The organism is Kitasatospora sp. NPDC028055 (assembly GCF_040637885.1).
In the GTDB taxonomy this organism is placed as follows: Bacteria; Actinomycetota; Actinomycetes; order Streptomycetales; family Streptomycetaceae; genus Kitasatospora.
In genome coordinates this window covers 13,285-28,576 of record NZ_JBEZXE010000047.1, presented here as the reverse complement: position 1 = coordinate 28,576, position 15,292 = coordinate 13,285, and the positions used below count along the sequence as shown (strand labels likewise).

The 15,292-nt window shown below is 74.6% G+C and carries 11 protein-coding genes; 2 read left to right on the top strand and 9 right to left on the bottom strand.

The features are described 5' to 3' along the window. Positions 1-10: 10 nt before the first annotated feature. On the top strand, positions 11-940 hold the full coding sequence (mca, locus tag AB0F71_RS32610) for a mycothiol conjugate amidase Mca (RefSeq protein WP_360242199.1): 930 nt from the start codon (positions 11-13) through the stop codon (positions 938-940). A 90-nt stretch (positions 941-1,030) separates the two neighbouring features. On the opposite strand, the gene AB0F71_RS32605 is transcribed toward mca, so the two are convergent. The 4 genes from AB0F71_RS32605 to AB0F71_RS32590 form a co-directional block, all read right to left on the bottom strand. Next, the gene (locus AB0F71_RS32605; RefSeq protein WP_360242196.1) at positions 1,031-2,029 is read right to left on the bottom strand and encodes a YdcF family protein; all 999 of its coding nucleotides are present in this window, start codon (positions 2,027-2,029) and stop codon (positions 1,031-1,033) included. 35 nt (positions 2,030-2,064) lie between these two features. Then, a complete protein-coding gene (gene pip / locus AB0F71_RS32600) occupies positions 2,065-3,027 on the bottom strand; it encodes a prolyl aminopeptidase (RefSeq protein WP_360242194.1) in 963 nt (320 codons plus the stop codon). Between the two features lie 105 nt (positions 3,028-3,132). Further along, positions 3,133-3,558: a hypothetical protein gene (locus AB0F71_RS32595; protein WP_360242191.1), complete on the bottom strand. Its 426-nt coding sequence runs from the start codon at positions 3,556-3,558 to the stop codon at positions 3,133-3,135. Positions 3,559-3,665: 107 nt separating this feature from the next. Further along, positions 3,666-4,364 carry a TetR/AcrR family transcriptional regulator gene (locus AB0F71_RS32590; RefSeq protein WP_360242188.1) on the bottom strand — a complete coding sequence of 233 codons (699 nt, stop codon included), beginning with the start codon at positions 4,362-4,364 and terminating at the stop codon, positions 3,666-3,668. A 125-nt stretch (positions 4,365-4,489) separates the two neighbouring features. Between AB0F71_RS32590 and AB0F71_RS32585 the strand changes: the two genes are divergently transcribed. Beyond that, positions 4,490-6,052, top strand: coding sequence for an MFS transporter (locus tag AB0F71_RS32585; RefSeq protein ID WP_360242185.1), 1,563 nt, complete (start codon positions 4,490-4,492; stop codon positions 6,050-6,052). Positions 6,053-6,168: 116 nt separating this feature from the next. Here AB0F71_RS32585 and AB0F71_RS32580 read toward each other — a convergent pair whose 3' ends face one another. The 5 genes from AB0F71_RS32580 to AB0F71_RS32560 form a co-directional block, all read right to left on the bottom strand. After that, a complete protein-coding gene (locus AB0F71_RS32580) occupies positions 6,169-7,077 on the bottom strand; it encodes a lysophospholipid acyltransferase family protein (RefSeq protein WP_360242182.1) in 909 nt (302 codons plus the stop codon). Further along, complete coding sequence (locus AB0F71_RS32575; protein ID WP_360242179.1) at positions 7,074-7,910, bottom strand: GNAT family N-acyltransferase; 837 nt, start codon at positions 7,908-7,910, stop codon at positions 7,074-7,076. The genes AB0F71_RS32580 and AB0F71_RS32575 overlap by 4 nt, the downstream gene beginning before the upstream one ends. A 341-nt stretch (positions 7,911-8,251) precedes the next feature. Further along, on the bottom strand, positions 8,252-9,646 hold the full coding sequence (locus AB0F71_RS32570) for a serine hydrolase domain-containing protein (protein ID WP_360242176.1): 1,395 nt from the start codon (positions 9,644-9,646) through the stop codon (positions 8,252-8,254). 97 nt (positions 9,647-9,743) lie between these two features. Next, a complete protein-coding gene (locus AB0F71_RS32565; RefSeq protein WP_360242173.1) occupies positions 9,744-11,069 on the bottom strand; it encodes a M1 family metallopeptidase in 1,326 nt (441 codons plus the stop codon). An 89-nt stretch (positions 11,070-11,158) separates the two neighbouring features. Further along, positions 11,159-15,085, bottom strand: a complete 3,927-nt coding sequence (locus AB0F71_RS32560) for a Pls/PosA family non-ribosomal peptide synthetase (RefSeq protein WP_360242170.1) — start codon at positions 15,083-15,085, stop codon at positions 11,159-11,161. Positions 15,086-15,292 lie beyond the last annotated feature (207 nt).

The following is a 15,292-nucleotide window of genomic DNA, read 5'->3' as shown; positions in this document are numbered from 1 at the left end:
GGAGGTATCCGTGTTCACCAAGCACCCCGGTGGCCTGCGTCTGCTCACCGTGCACGCCCACCCCGACGACGAGTCCAGCAAGGGGGCGGCCACCCTCGCCCGGTACGCCGCGGAGGGCGTGGACGTCCTGGTCGCCACCTGCACCGGAGGCGAGCGCGGGTCGGTGCTCAACCCGGAGCTGGACCGCCCGGAGGTCCGCGCCGACCTCACCCGGATCCGGCGCGAGGAGATGGCGGCCGCGCGCGACATCCTCGGTGTGCGACAGCAGTTCCTCGGCTTCGTCGACTCCGGGATGCCGGGCCCGGACGAACCGCTGCCGGAGGGCTGCTTCGCCGCCCAGCCGGTGGAGGTAGCGGCGGCGCCGCTGGTCGAGCTGATCCGGGAGTTCCGTCCACACGTCCTGATCACCTACGACGAGACCGGCGGGTACCCGCACCCGGACCACGTGATGACCCACAAGGTCGCCGTGGAGGCCTTCGAGGCCGCCGCCGACCCGAAGCGCCACCCGGAGGCCGGCGAACCCTGGCAGACGGCGAAGCTCTACTACCACCTGGCGCTCTCCCGGCCCTGGTTCCAGGCGATTCACGACGCCATGACGGAGCGTGGGATCCCCTCGGCGATGGGTGAACTGCTCGCCGGGTGGCCCGATACCCCGCCCGCCCTCGCGACCACCACCCGGATCGCGTGCGCCGAGCAGTTCGCCGTCCGGGACGCGGCGATGCTGGCGCACGCCACCCAGGTCCAGCCCGGGGTGGCCTTCATGGCCCACCCGCGGGACGTCGAACGCGAGGTCTGGCCGACCGAGGAGTACCACCTGGCGCGCAGTTTCGTGGCCGGTGCCGAAGGTGCCGGCGGGGCGGGTGCGGTCGAGACCGATCTGTTCGCGGGGCTGCGGGCCGACCGGAACGCCGGGGAAGGAGGAGCACTGAGCAAGCCTTGAGCCGGGCGTTCGGGCGTTCGGGCGTTCGAAGAGGGCAGGTTGACGGCAACGGCTGAGGCCCGGCCAGAGGTCCCACCGGTCAGCTACCGCTCAGAGCGCGGCCAGCACCCCGCAGAGCGCAAGGAGTCCGCAGATGCCGAAGTTGACCAGCTTGTGCGAGAGGAAGATCGCCGCGAACTCGCGGATGGTCGCGCTCGGCCAGTAGTACCGGGCGGTGGGCGAGCCGAAGACGTGCCCGTTGACGCCGGTCCTGCGGGCGGTCAACGCGGCCCGGAAGGCGTGGAAGTTGTTGGTCACCACTACGCAGCGGTAGTCGGGCTTGGCCTGCTCCATGATGGCCCGGCTGAACAGCAGGTTCTCCTCGGTGGTGCGCGAGCGGTCCTCCCGCTCGATGTGCTCGGCGGGGAAGCCGCGTTCGACCAGGTAGTCGGCCATGGCGTGGGACTCCGGCAGCTTCTCGTCCGGGCCCTGGCCACCGGAGGTGATCAGCACCGGCGGGTTGCCGCGTGCGGCCTGGGCCTCGTACACCTCGCGGCCCCGGTTGAGCCGGCTGGCCAGCAGCGGCGGCACGCGTTCGCCGCCGATCAGCCCGGAACCGAGGACGACCACGAAGTCGACGTCCCGGCGCGGCCGGTGGCGTCCGTACAGGAAGGCGTATCCGACGAAGCAGACGAAGAGGAAGGAGACGTAGCCGACCACCAGGACGGCGGTGCCGGCCAGGATGGCCAGCCGCGGTGAGTGGGTGACGATGGCGGCGGCCAGCAGTGCGATCACGGCGATGATGCCGAGCCCGGCCAGCAGGGACAGCAGGTTGGCCGGACGGGTGCCCTCCTTGCGGATCATCGTCACGCCGTTGGAGAGCAGGAACCAGACCAGGGCCACCGTTCCGACGGTGGGCAGCAGGATGATCGCCACGGCCGCGAGCTCCGCCACCAGTGTGGGTGCTCTGCGGAGTTCGGCGAGCAGGGCGAGCGAGAGGAGCGAGACGGCGATGCCGAGCAGCACGGCGTTGCTGAACTGGCGTCGGTCGCGCAGCACCCCTATTCCGAACAGGAGGAAGAACAGGGCGGCCGGAGCGTAGGCGAGCATGGTTCGTATCGTAGGGGGAGGGTTGGAGAGGTGGATCAGGCGAAGCGGTCGACCGCCGCGCGGAGGGCCTCGGCCATCTTGGGACTTCCGGTGTGCCCGGCCTCGTCGATCACCGTCAGCTTCGCGTCCGGCCAGGCCTCGGCCAGGTGCCAGGCGGTGTCGAGAGGGCCACCGAGGTCGAGTCGTCCGTGGATCAGCTCGCCCGGGATCCCGGCCAGTCGGCCGGCGTCGCGCAGCAGTTGGTCGTCGGGGAGGAAGGCCCGGTGCGAGAAGTAGTGCGCCGCGATCCGGGTGAAGGCCATCAGGGCGTCGGAGGGCCGGTCCGAGTAGGCGTTCGGCTTGCCCAGCACCTCGTGCGAGATCACCGCGTCCTCCCAGGCGGCCCAGGCCCGGGCGGCGGCCCGACGGGTGCTCTCCTCGGGGCTGTTGAGCAGTCTGCTGTAGGCGGAGAGCAGGTCGAACACGTCGCCGTCCCGGTCGGCGGCGGGCAGGAAGTCGCGGAACTCCGCCCACGGGCCCGGCAGGAAGCGGCCGACACCCTGGTAGAGCCACTCGGTCTCGGCCGGGCGGGTCGTGGTCACCCCGCAGAGCACGATCGCGGAGACCCGCTCCGGGTGGGCCTGCGCGTACGCCAGGATCAGGGTGGAGCCCCAGGAGCCGCCGTACAGCAGCCACTTGTCGATGCCCAGGTGCTCGCGCAGCCGCTCCAGGTCGGCGACCAGGTGGGCGGTGGTGTTGTGCTCCAGCCCGGTCGACGGGTCGGCGGCGTGCGGCAGGCTGCGTCCGCAGCCGCGCTGGTCGTACTGGACGACGCGGTAGCGCTGCGGGTCGAAGTACCGTCGGCTGCCCGGGTTGTGGCCCGATCCGGGCCCGCCGTGCACCACCACGGCGGGCTTCCCGTCCGGGGCGCCGGAGGTGTTCCAGTGGATCCGCTGCCCGTCGCCGACGTTCAACAGACCCTGTGCGTAGGGTTCGTCGTGCTGGTACGGCTCGGACATCGGGGAACTCCTCCGTGGACGTTCGGGCGGGGCGCCGGGCGAGCCTACCCGTTGTCGGGCGGGGCGGAGTCCGATATTCAGAGTCGGGTGCTCAGAGTCCGGTACTCAGAGGCCGATGTTCAGTCCGAAGGCGCTGTCGAAGGAGGCGTAGCCGACGCAGAGGATCAGCCAGAGGCCGAGCGCGCCCACGATCCCGGCGGTGATCCGGCCGAGCCGGCTGCGTTGTTCCTTCGGCCTGCGCCGGTGGCGGATGCCGTGGACGAGTCCGAGCAGGCCCGCCGCGGCGAGTGCGTAGGCGGCGGCCGGGCTGGCCCGGTGGAGGGTCTGGGTGAGCAGGAACGCGCCCGCCAGTGAAGCCGTGGTGAGCGCGAGGAGCACCACGCCGCCGACGGCTTCGAGGACGAACTCGCCGAGGCAGCCGGCCGAGTGGCGGGCCAGGCCGGTGGTCAGTCCGGTGGCCAGTCCCACCTGGCCGCCCGGGACGGGGGTCGGGTCCCCGGGCTGGTGTCCGACGGGCTCCGCTCCTGGCACCGCCCCCGGCCCCTCTGCTGCCTGCTCCCCGGCCATGCCCCACCCCGACCCTTTGCCCATCCTTTACCTGTGGGTAGCGTAGCGGATCCTCGCTGCGGCGCCCCAGGTCAGCGGTGGTCCGGCGGCAGCAGGGCGGCCAGCCCGTCGAGGATGCGCTCGACGCAGAACTCGAAGCGGACGTCGTGGTTCGGCTCGGTGAGGTCGGCGGCGAGCGCGACCAGGTTGGGGAAGTCCTCCACGGGCAGTGCGCGGAAGCGCTCGCGGACCTCGGTGACGACCTCCAGCCGGCTGGCGCCCTCGGCCTCGGCGGCCGACAGTGGCGACTGCTCCTGGAGGACGAAGCCCTGGACGAAGGAGCTCAGCAGGTAGGTGGTCAGGGCGGCGTGGGCGTCGGAGAACCCGGCCTCGCGCAGGCGGTCCAGCTGGTCGTCCAGCAGGCCGAGCATGTGCGGTCCCGGTGCGAGGCGTCCGGCCATGACCTTGGCGGCGTCGCGGTTCTCGTGCAGCAGCCGACGGTAGTTCCAGCAGTATCCGCGCATCTGGACCCGCCAGCCGCCTTCGCGGGGCGGGGGCTCGGCCGAGGCGATGATCGCGTCGTTGAGCAGGTCGAGCAGCTCTTCCTTGTTGCGGACGTGCCAGTACAGAGAGGCGGCCTTGACGCCGACCTCGGCGGCGACCTTGCGCATGGACAGTCCGGCCAGGCCGTCCCGCTCCAGCACGCGGAGTGCCGCCTGGGCGAGGCTCTCCCTGGTCAGGGCGGGGGGCGTGGTGTGGTGCGCCGGTGTGGCGCTGGCGTTCTCCGGCACGGCTGTGCGGACACCTCCGGGTGCGGCTGCGGAATCCCGTTTGCAATCTAACACCGTTAGGGGCAGCCTGTGGACACCAAACCCGCCCCTAACGGTGTTAGGGGCTCAGTTGTGGGAGGGAATCCATGGAAGGAACGAGCGCCCGCCGCAAGCGGCTCGCCCTGCTGACGCTCTGCGTGGCCATGTTCATGGCCATGCTGGACAACGTCGTCGTCAACGTCGCCCTGCCCCGCATCGGGCAGGACCTGGATGCAGGGATCAGCGGCCTCCAGTGGGTCGCCGAGGGCTACAGCCTGGTCTACGCCGCTCTCGTGCTGACCGGCGGTGCAGTGGGCGACCGCTACGGCCGCACCCGGATGTTCGTGCTGGGCCTGGGCCTGTTCACGGCAGGCTCCGCGGTGGCCGCGCTCGCCGGGACGATCGAGGTGCTGGTCGGCGGCCGGATGGTCCAGGGCGTGGGGGCCGCGCTGCTCACCCCGGGCAGCCTCACCCTGCTGGGCCACGTGTTCACCGACGAGCGCGAGCGCACCAGGGCCGTCGGCCTCTGGTCGGGGGTGTCGGCACTGGGTCTGTCGATCGGCCCGGTGATCGGCGGCCCCATGGTCGAACACCTCGGCTGGGCCAGCGTGTTCTGGATCAACGTGCCGATCGGCGTGGTCGGGGTGGTGCTCGCCGCCAAGGTCCTCCCGGGCATCCCGCCACGGGCCCGGCGGATCGACGTCGGGGGCTTCGCGCTCTCCGCGGCAGGCCTCGGGCTGCTGGTGTACGCCCTGATCGAGGGCCCGTCACGAGGCTGGACCGACTCGCTGGTGGTCGGCTGCGGCGCCGCCGCGCTCGCCCTGCTGGTCGCCTTCCTGCTGCTCGAACTGCGACTGGCCGAGCCGATGCTGGAGCTGCGGCTGTTCCGGGACGGCGCGCTGAACGGAGCGCTGCTGAGCGGCTTCATGGTCAGCTTCGGGATGTTCGGGGCGCTGTTCTTCCTTCCGTTGATGATGCAGGGCGTGCTCGGCTGGTCCCCCTCCGGTGCGGCCTACGGTGGGCTGCCGATGACCGCCATGCTGGTGGTGGCGGGCCCGCTGTCCGGCCGGCTGGCGGCCTGGTACGGTCCCCGGCTGCCGATGGTGCTCGGGCTCGCGCTCTGCGCGGTCGGCCTCGGCGGGCTGTCGCTGTACGGCGACCGCGCCCACTACGTCGAGTACCTCTGGACGCTGTTCACACTGGGCTTCGGGATGGGCCTGACCTTCACCCCGATCTCGATCGCGGTGCTCCGACGGGTCGCTCCGGTGCAGACCGGGATGGCCTCGGCGACCGTCAACACCCTGCGCGAACTCGGCGGCGTGCTCGGGATCGCGGTGCTCGGCGTCGTCCTGACCAACCGGATGACGGACGAGCTGACCTCGGCCCTGCACCGGCTCGGTGTCCCGGCCGGGGCGGTGGGGCCGATCGCGGACGCGCCCACCGGCGCCGCGCACGGCGGTGGCGGCCCGGCCGGAGCGCTGCCCGCGCCGGTCCAGCAGGCCGTGGACGGCGCCTTCGTCGACGGTATCCACCTCGCGCTGCGCTGCGGGTCGGCCGCACTGGCCGTCACCGCCGTCCTGGTCGCGGTGCTGCTGGGCCGGGCCCGCCCGATCGGCGGGGCCGCCCCGGGGGCAGCGCAGCCGGAGGAACTGGCCGGGGCGAACCGGTAGGCCCCGGTCGGCCGTTGCCCCCGGTCGGCCGTTGCCCTGGTCGAGCGGTGCCCCGGTCGGCCGGTGCCCCCGGTCGGGCGCTACCGGACAGCTCTGACGCCCGGGGTCCGGCCGGCTCAGCGGATCCCCTCCACCGCGGCCTGGGCCGCCCGGGCCAGCTCCCGCCGGGCCCCCGCCCGGGTGGGCTGCGGTCCGGGCGGCGGGATCGGCGGCAGGAAGGTGACCTCGGCGACCAGTCCGCGCACCGCGACCACCCGGGCGAGCGAGGTGAGCAGCCCGTCGTCGCCGATGAAGGCGGGAGCGCTGGTCGGCCGCCCGTCCGCGAGCCGGTAGCGGATCGTCACCGGCTGGACGAAGGCGCCCGCCTCCACCGCGGCCTGGAACAGCGCGGGCCGGAAGCGCCCGCTCTCCCGCCCGCACCAGGTCGACCCCTCCGGGAAGACGATCACCGGGTGCCCGGAGCGCAGCACCTCGGCCACCGCCGCCACGGTGTCCGGGAGCGTGCGCAGCCGGTCGCGGTCCAGGAACACGGTTCCTCCCCAGGCGACCAGGGGCCCGAGCACCGGCCACCGCCGGACCTCGGTCTTGGCCAGCGACCGCCCCGGGCGACCGGCCGCGAGCAGCGGGATGTCCAGCCAGGAGACGTGGTTGGCCACCACCAGCGCCCCGTCGGCGCCGACCGCCCGGCCGTCCCGGCTCCGGACGAAGCCGACCGCCCCGGTCCGCCCGTCCACCCCAGCAGCCCCGCCCGCCCCGGTCCGGCCGTTCGCCCCGGGCGTCCGGGCCGTGCCGAGGTGCACGGTCACCCCCAGGGAGCGCAGCACCACCCGCGCCCAGAGCCGGATCAGCCGGTCCCGGGCGCCGTACGGCAGCAGTCGCACCGGCAGGGTGAGCAGCACGCCGGCCGCCACCGCCACCAGGCAGGCGGTCAGCCGCAGCACCCGCCGGGGGTGCGAGACCTCCGGCGCGCGCTCACTGAGGCAGGTCTCCGGCCGGCAGGGCGCGGTCGGCAGCCAGACGCTCATGACGAGCTGCCCAGGGCGGCCGCTCCGGACAGGAAGTGCCGCAGGTAGCGCGGGTCGGTGCGCTCCAGCGACAGCAGGACGTACAGGTCCGCGCAGTTGAAGTCCGGGTCGTGGGCGGGCTCGCCGCAGACCCAGGCGCCGAGCCGCAGGTAGCCGCGGAGCAGGGCGGGCAGGGCGCCGCGCTCGGCGCGCGGCACGCCGGTGGCGTCCCAGCGGCGGTGCGGGGTGACCCGGTACTCCGCCGGGGCCAGGTACTTGGCGCTGACGGTGTCCCAGACCCGGGCCGCCGTGGCACCGCCGTCCTCCAGGTCGATGGAGCAGCAGCCGCCGACCCAGGTGTTTCCGGTGTCGGCGAGGTAGCGGGCGATGCCGCCCCACATCAGGTTGATGACGGCACCGCTGCCCCGGTGCTCGGGGCTGATGCAGGAACGGCCGAGCTCGACCAGGCCGGGCCGGACGGGCGCCAGCGCGGAGAGGTCGAACTCGCCGTCGGAGTACAGCCGTCCGGCCCGGCGGGCGGCTTCGGGACGGAGCAGCCGGTACGTGCCGACGACGGGCCCGTCCTGGCCCTCGCGGACCAGCAGGTGGTCGCAGTACTCGTCGAAGGGGTCGACGTCGAATCCGGCGACGGGGCTGTGCAGGACGGCGCCGAGCTCGGCGGCGAAGACCTGGTGGCGCAGCCGCTGGGCGGCGCGCACGTCGTCCTCGTCGCGGGCGAGGGAGACGGTGTAGGCGGTCGGCGCCGGGGCCGGCCGGGTGCGGGGCGCGGGGACCGCCGGGGTGAGGTGGGTGGGGGCGACTGCGGACGGAGCGTACGTGGGGACGGTGGTCATGGCGGACCCTCCAGGGCAGCACGATCGGCGGTGCCGTGGATCGCCAGGGCACCGTCCCGGCCCGCAGGGGTCGTGCATCGGGCGCGGACCGGTCCCCGTATGTGTCTCCAAGCCGGTTGGCATTCACGTTGCGGGCCGGAGGAGCGCAGATGTGCACCTGTTGAATGGGGCCACCCGTGGCGGGCCTTGGCCTGTCGGTCATCTGCCGGGCACCGGGCGGTCGTTCGTCCGGGGTGGACAACGGGGGCGCGTACCTGATTCGTACGCGCCCCCGGAGAATGCCCCCAGGGTCGGCCCGATGGGTCGGTCCGAGGGGTCCGGCCCCGGGCCCGGCCCCGGGATCAGAAGCCCCGCCAGCCCGCCGGGTCGACGCCGCCCGGGACGGCGTCGGCCGGCCCGTACGGTTCGCGGGTGTAGACGAAGGAGCCGATGTCCAGGTGGCTGACCGTGCCGTCGGGGTGCCGGACCACCCGCAGGGTCTCGCCCGCGTAGTAGCGGTCGAGGCCCAGCCAGGTGCCGTCCGGCTGCGGCCGGAAGCGGGAGCCCCGGCCCGCGCCGGTCAGCGGGGTCAGTTCCAGGACGCCCTCGGCGCGCAGCCGCAGGGCGTTGGGCGCGGCGCCCCAGTACCAGGGCCCGGTGAGGGCGAGCAGTTCCTCGTCCGCTTCGGGCAGCGGGCGCCAGGGTTCGGGCAGCCGGGGCTCGTGGGCGGCCGTGATGCCGATCAGTTCGGCGGCCAGCCGGCCGGTGCCGCTGCCGTTGGCGTTGGACAGCGCGAAGGCGGCCAGGCCGTCCTCGGCGCTGATCCACAGGCAGGCCGTGAAGCCGGGCATCGAGCCGGTGTGGCCGTACAGCACCCGGCCTTCGTGGCGGGACAGTTGCACGCCGAGGCCGTAGGCGGAGGTCCACTCGGCGTCCTCCGGGCCGACCTCGGGGCGGCGCATCTCGGCGAGGGTGTCGGCCTTGAGCACCTGGTCGTCGCCGGCCGCGAGGAAGGCCGCCCAGCGGGTCAGGTCGGCACCGGTGGACCAGAGTTGACCGGCCGGGGCCATCAGCCCGGTGTCGGTGGGGGGTTCGGGGAGCATGACGTCGGCCCACGGGTGGACGGCGAAGCCCCCGGCGTGCGGGTGCTCGGGCAGCAGGGTGGTGCGGTCCATGCCGAGCGGGGCCAGCACCTCGCGGCGCAGCGCCTCGCCCCAGGGCTCGCCGCGCAGCCGCTCGACCAGGGCGCCGAGCAGCGCGTAGCCGGGGTTGGAGTAGTGATGGCGGCGCCCGGCCGGGTGCTTGAGCGGGCTCGACTCCTCCAGCAGGTCCCCGAGTCCGGGCCGCAGGGCGCCTTCGGTCCGCTCCCACCAGGGCCCGGGCGTCTCGGCGGCGAGCCCGCCGGAGTGGGCGAGCAGCTGGGCGACGGTGACGTCGTCGGCCGGGGTGCCGGGCAGGTGGCGGCCGAGCGGGTCGGCGAGGTCGAGCAGGCCCTCGTCGCGCAGCCGCAGCACCAGCACCGCGGCGAAGGTCTTGCTGAGCGAGCCGATCCGGTACTGGACGTCCAGGTCCGGTGCGTGCCCCTCGATCATGCTGCGGGCGCCGGTCCACACCAGCCGGCCGTCCCGCACCACGCCCGCCACCATCGAGGGGGTGCGGCCCTCGGCCTGGGCGACGGCGGTGCGGTGCAGCAGGGCGCGGGCGGTGGTGGGCAGCAGTTGGTCGGGCAGGTCGGCGAAGTGATCACTGTTCGGCATGCCCGGACAGTAGCCCAGCCGACCCGCGGGCCCGACCGAATATCCGCTCGGCCCGGCAGTGGCGATATCCGCTCGGCCCGGCATCGGCGACATCCGCTCAGCCCGGCAGCGGCGGTAGCTCCGGCCGCTCCAGCCACGCCTCGAACAGCGGGCCGAGGGGGGCCGTGGTGTACCGGGAGGCGTGGGTCAGAAGGTCGCCGGTGGTGACCACGCCGTGCCGGTTGACGCCGGCCCAGTCCCGCAGCATCGCGAAGAACGCGTCCTCGCCGAGCGCCCGCCGCAGCGCGTGCACCACCAGGCCGCCGCGCTGGTACAGCCGGTCGTCGAACATCAGCCGGCGGCCCGGGTCGCCGAGCCGGAGGTCCTGCGGCAGCCCGGCCAGCAGCCGGTGCGCGGCGGCGGCGTGCACGGCGGCGGCCGGGCCCCCGGCGTGCTCGGACCAGAGCCACTCCGCGTACTTGGCGAAGCCCTCGTTCAGCCAGATGTGCCGCCAGTCGGCGATCGTGACGCTGTTGCCGAACCACTGGTGGGCCAGCTCGTGGGCGATCAGCCGCTCCCGCTCCCAGCCGCCGCCGAGGTGGTTGGTGCCGAAGGTGGCCACGCCCTGCGCCTCCACCGGGACGTCCAGCTCCTCGTCCGCGACCACCACCGCGTACTCGCCGAACGGGTACGGCCCGAAGACCTCGGCGAAGTGGGCCATCATCTCGGGCTGCCGGGCGAAGTCCCGAGTGAAGTTCCCGACCAGCCGCTCCGGCACGTACCCGGTCTGCGGCACCGACGGCCGGGCGGCCAGCGGCACCGCCCGGTAGTGCCCGATGGAGACCGTCACCAGGTACGGCGAGGTCGGCGCGCTCTGCTCGTACACCCAGGTGGTGCTGGACGCCCGGGTGGTCCGGGTGAGCAGCCGTCCGCCGCTCAGCACCGTGAACGGGGACGGCGTGGTGACCGCCACCTGGTACGTCGCCTTGTCCGCGGGCCGGTCGTTGCACGGGAACCAGGACGGCGCGCCGACCGGCTGGCTGGCCACCAGCGCGCCCTCGGTCAGCTCCTCCCAGCCCAGGCCGCCCCACGGGCTGCGCACCGGGCGGGGGTTGCCGGTGTAGTGCACCTCGACGGTGAACGCCGCACCGGCGGCGAGCGCCTTCGCCGGGCGGATCCGCAGCTTGCCGCCGCGGTGGGTGTAGCGGGCGGCCCGGCCGTCGACCAGCACCCGCCCGATCCGGAACTCGGCCAGGTCGAGCGCGAACTCGGCCAGCGCCGCGTCCGCGACCGCGCTCAGCCGGGCCGAGGCGGCCAGCCGGTTGGGCCCGGGCCGGTAGTCCAGCGCGAGTTCGTAGCGGTGCACCCGGTAGCGGTGGTCGCCGCTGTTCGGGAAGTACGGGTCCGGTCCGGCGGCGGCCGGCGGGGCGTGCTTGGGCTTCACGGGGGCGGGCGCTTCCTGCGGGCCGGGACGGGTGGGGGCGGTCGTACCAGTGGGACGGGGAGGGGTGGTCGTACCGGAGGGAGGGGTGGTCACGACGTGGTCTGCCACGCCTCGATGGGGTTGCCCAGCCACCGGGTGTCCGCGGGGACGGACTCGGCCCGCATCACCAGCGAGGCCGGGCCCAGCGTGCTGCGCTCGCCCACCGTGCTGCCGGGCAGCACGATCCCGCCCGGGCCCAGGGTGGCGCCCTCGCGGAGGACCACAGTATCCATCCGCATGATCCGGTCGTGGAAGAGGTGGGTCTGCACCACGCAGCCCCGGTTCACGCTGACCCCGTCGCCGAGGGTGACCAGGTCCGCCTCCGGCAGCCAGTAGCTCTCGCACCACACGCCGTGCCCGACCTTGGCACCGAGCGCGCGCAGCCACAGGTTCAGCACAGGGGTGCCCGGCACCGCGCCGACCAGCCAGGGCACCGCCAGTACCTCGACGAAGGTGTCGGCGAGCTCGTTGCGCCACACGAAGCCGCTCCACAGCGGGTGCTCCACCGCCCGGAACCGGCCGACCAGCAGCCACTTCGCGGCCACCGCCACCAGGCAGGCCACCCCGCCCGCCGCCAGCAGCACCAGGCCGGAGAGCAGCGCCGCCGCCAGCGGGGAGCCGTCCGCCAGCCAGGACAGCGCCGCCACCGTCAGCAGGCCCAGCGCCCCCGAGGCGAGCACCGGCAGCAGCCGGGCCAGCTCGACCAGCCCGCGCGCCCAGCGCAGCCGGGCCGGCGGCTCGTACGTCAGGCTCTGGTCCGCCCGGTCGGCCGCGCGCGGCAGCCGCACCGGCGGCATGCCCAGGTAGGAGCTGCCCTTCTTCGCCTTCGCCGGCGTCGCCGACAGCACGCCCACCAGGCCCCGCTTGGGCACCGAGCGACCCGGCGCGGTCATCCCCGAGTTGCCGAGGAACGCCCGGTCGCCGACCTTCGCCTCGCCCAGGCGCATCCAGCCGCCGCCCAGCTCGTACGGCGCGATCAGGGTGTCGTCGGCCAGGAACGCACCGTCCCCGACGGTGGTCAGGCTGGGCAGCGCCAGCACCGTGGACACCTCGGCGCCCCGGCCGACCCGCATCCCCAGCGCCCGCAGCCACAGCGGGGTGACCAGTCCGGCGTACAGCGGGAAGAGCACCTCGCGGGCCCGGTCCATCAGCTGGCTGACCGTCCACGCCTGCCAGCTGACCCGGCCGTGCAGCGGGTGCACCCCGGGCACCAGGCCGATGCTCAGCAGCCGGACCAGCACCACCAGCTGCGCCGCGTACAGCGCGCCGTACGCCAGGGTGGCGGGCAGCAGGCCGAGCAGGGCGCCGCCGAGCGCCGGACCGAGGTCCGCGCCCTGCTCGACGAACCGGGAGAGCACAGCGAGGGCGGCCGCGGCGGGCAGGACCGGGAGCAGGCCGAGCAGGGCGTCGCCGGCGCCGTACAGCGCGGCCCAGGCGGGCCGGCGCACGGGAGCCTCCGTCGGCCAGGACCACTCGGCCCGGCCCAGCTTGACGGCGGGCGCGCCGCCCCAGCGCTGGCCGGTCGGCACCTGGCCGGTGACGCTGGAGCCGGGCAGCACCTGGGCGCGCTTGCCGACCCGGGCACCGGGCAGCAGCGTCGAACGGGTGCCGACCACCGCGTCGGCGCCGACCTTGATCTGGCCGACCTCCAGCCGGTCGCCGTCCAGCCAGTAGCCGGACAGGTCGACCTCGGCCTCGACGGCGCAGCCCCGGCCCAGCTTGAGCATCCCGGTCACCGGCGGCAGCGAGTGGAGGTCCACCTCCTTCTCGACCTTGGCACCCAGCACCCGGGCGTAGGGGACCAGCCAGGCGCCGCTCAGCTCGGTCGCGCCGCTCAGCTCGGCGAGCCGCTCGGCCGCCCACAGCCGCAGGTGCACGGCGCCGCCGCGCGGGTAGCGGCCGGGGCGCAGGCCGCGCAGCAGCAGCCGGGCGCCGCCGGCCCCGATCGCGAGCCGGCCCGGCGAGCTGTACAGCAGCAGCGCGCCCGCACCGACCACCCACCAGGAGGCGGTGGGCGCCCACGGATAGGCGCCGACGTGCGCGAGCAGGTTCCCGGCGGCCAGCAGGGCGACCGTCCAGCGCAGGCCGACCACGGTGAACAGCGGGACCAGCAGGAGCAGCTGGAGCAGCTTGGCCCTGGTCGGCACCAGGGTGACGGTACGGGCCTCGCCGTCGGCGGTGGCCGTGCGCTCCAGGTGGCGGGCGAGCTTGCGCAGCGTCGGGTGCTGGTAGATGTCCAGCACCGCGGCGTTCGGGTAACGGGTGCGCAGCAGGGTGGTCAGCCGGGCGGCGGCCAGGCTGCCGCCGCCGATGGCGAAGAAGTCTTCCCGGGCCCCGGCCACCTGCACGCCGAGGATCTCCGACCACTGCTCGGCCAGCCAGGCCTCGGTGCCGTACAGCCGCTCGCCCGGCCCGGCGGCCTCCAGCTCGGGCAGCGGCCAGGGCAGGGCGTTGCGGTCGACCTTGCCGGAGGTGCGGGTGGGCAGCGCGTCGACCGGCGCGAGCAGCGGCACCAGGGCGGCGGGCAGCTCGGCGCGCAGCCGCTCCACGGCCCGCTCGCGGTCGAAGCCGTCCTGGAGCACCAGGTAGCCGACCAGCAGCTGGTTGCCGCCGCGCGCGGTTCGTACGGCCGCGGCCGCGCCGGCCACGCCGGGCAGCGCCTGCAGGGCGGCGTCCACCTCGCCGAGTTCGATCCGGCGCCCGCCGAGCTTGATCTGCTCGTCGGTGCGGCCGAGGAACAGCAGGCCGGCCGGGTCGGCCTGGACCAGGTCACCGCTGCGGTAGGCGCGCTCCCAGCCCAGCGAGGGCAGCGGGGCGTACTTCTCGGCGTCCTTCTCCGGGTCGAGGTAGCGGGCCAGGCCGACCCCGCCGATCACCAGCTGCCCGGTGCCGCCGGGGGCGACCGGTTGCCCGGCCTCGTCGACCACGGCGAGGTCCCAGCCGTCCAGCGGCAGGCCGATCCGGACCGGGCCGTCACCGGTCAGCAGGGCGGCGCAGGCGACCACGGTGGCCTCGGTCGGGCCGTAGGTGTTCCACACCTCGCGGCCCTCGGTGACCAGGCGCTGCACCAGCTCGGGCGGGCAGGCCTCGCCGCCGAAGATCAGCAGCCGGACCTCGTTGAGCGCCTCCGCGGGCCACAGCGCGGCCAGGGTCGGGACGGTGGAGACCACGGTGATCTCCTGCTCGGCCAGCCAGGGGCCCAGGTCGGCGCCGCTGCGCACCTGGGAGCGGGGGACGGGCACCAGGCAGGCGCCGTGCCGCCAGGCCAGCCACATCTCCTCGCAGGAGGCGTCGAAGGCGACCGACAGGCCGGCCATCACCCGGTCGCCGGGGCCGATCGGCTCCTCCTGGAGGAAGAGCGCGGCCTCGGCGTCGACGAAGGCGGCGGCGTTGCGGTGGGTGACCGCGACGCCCTTGGGCTTTCCGGTGGAGCCGGAGGTGAAGATGATCCAGGCGTCGTCGGCGGGGGAGGGGCGGCGCTCCGGGGCGGGCGCGCGCTCCGCGGTGCCGCTCAGGGCGCGCCCGGCGCCGAGCACGGCGGCCACGGCGGCCTCGCCGAAGACCAGCTGGGCGCGCTCGTCCGGGTCCTCGGCGTCCACCGGGACGTAGGCGGCGCCGACGGCGAGCACGGCGAGGATCGAGACGTACAGGTCGTTGGTGCCGGAGGGCACCCGGACGCCGACCCGGTCGCCGGGGCCGATCCCGGCGGCGGCCAGGCGACGGCGCAGCTGCTCGACCTCGGCGGCCAGGGCCCGGTAGCTGAGCACGGTGCGCCCGTCGTCGAGGGCCGGCTCGTCGGGGTGGGCGCGCACGGTGGCGTCCAGCACGTCGACCAGGGTGCGCGGGGCGGCGGCCGGGCGGCCGGGGAACAGGGCCCGGGGCGGCGCGGGCCGCGGCGGCGTGGAGTCCGGCACCGGCTCCGGCGCGGGCCGCAGTGGCGTGGCGTTCTGCTTCGGGTGGCTCGGTTCAGCGGTCATGGCAGCCCGTGCGCTCCTCTGTCCTCGCCCCGTTCCTACCGATGTCCGGCCCCTGGGGCGGCGGGATCACCTGTGCGACGGGTGACCCCGCTCCGGGGCCGGAGCGGACAACCCGACCGATGGTAGCCCCGGGGCGGCGAGCCGGCAGTGGGCCGCAGAAGGCTCAACTTGGCCTTGAACGGCCAAATCTGACGCCACGTCAGTCAA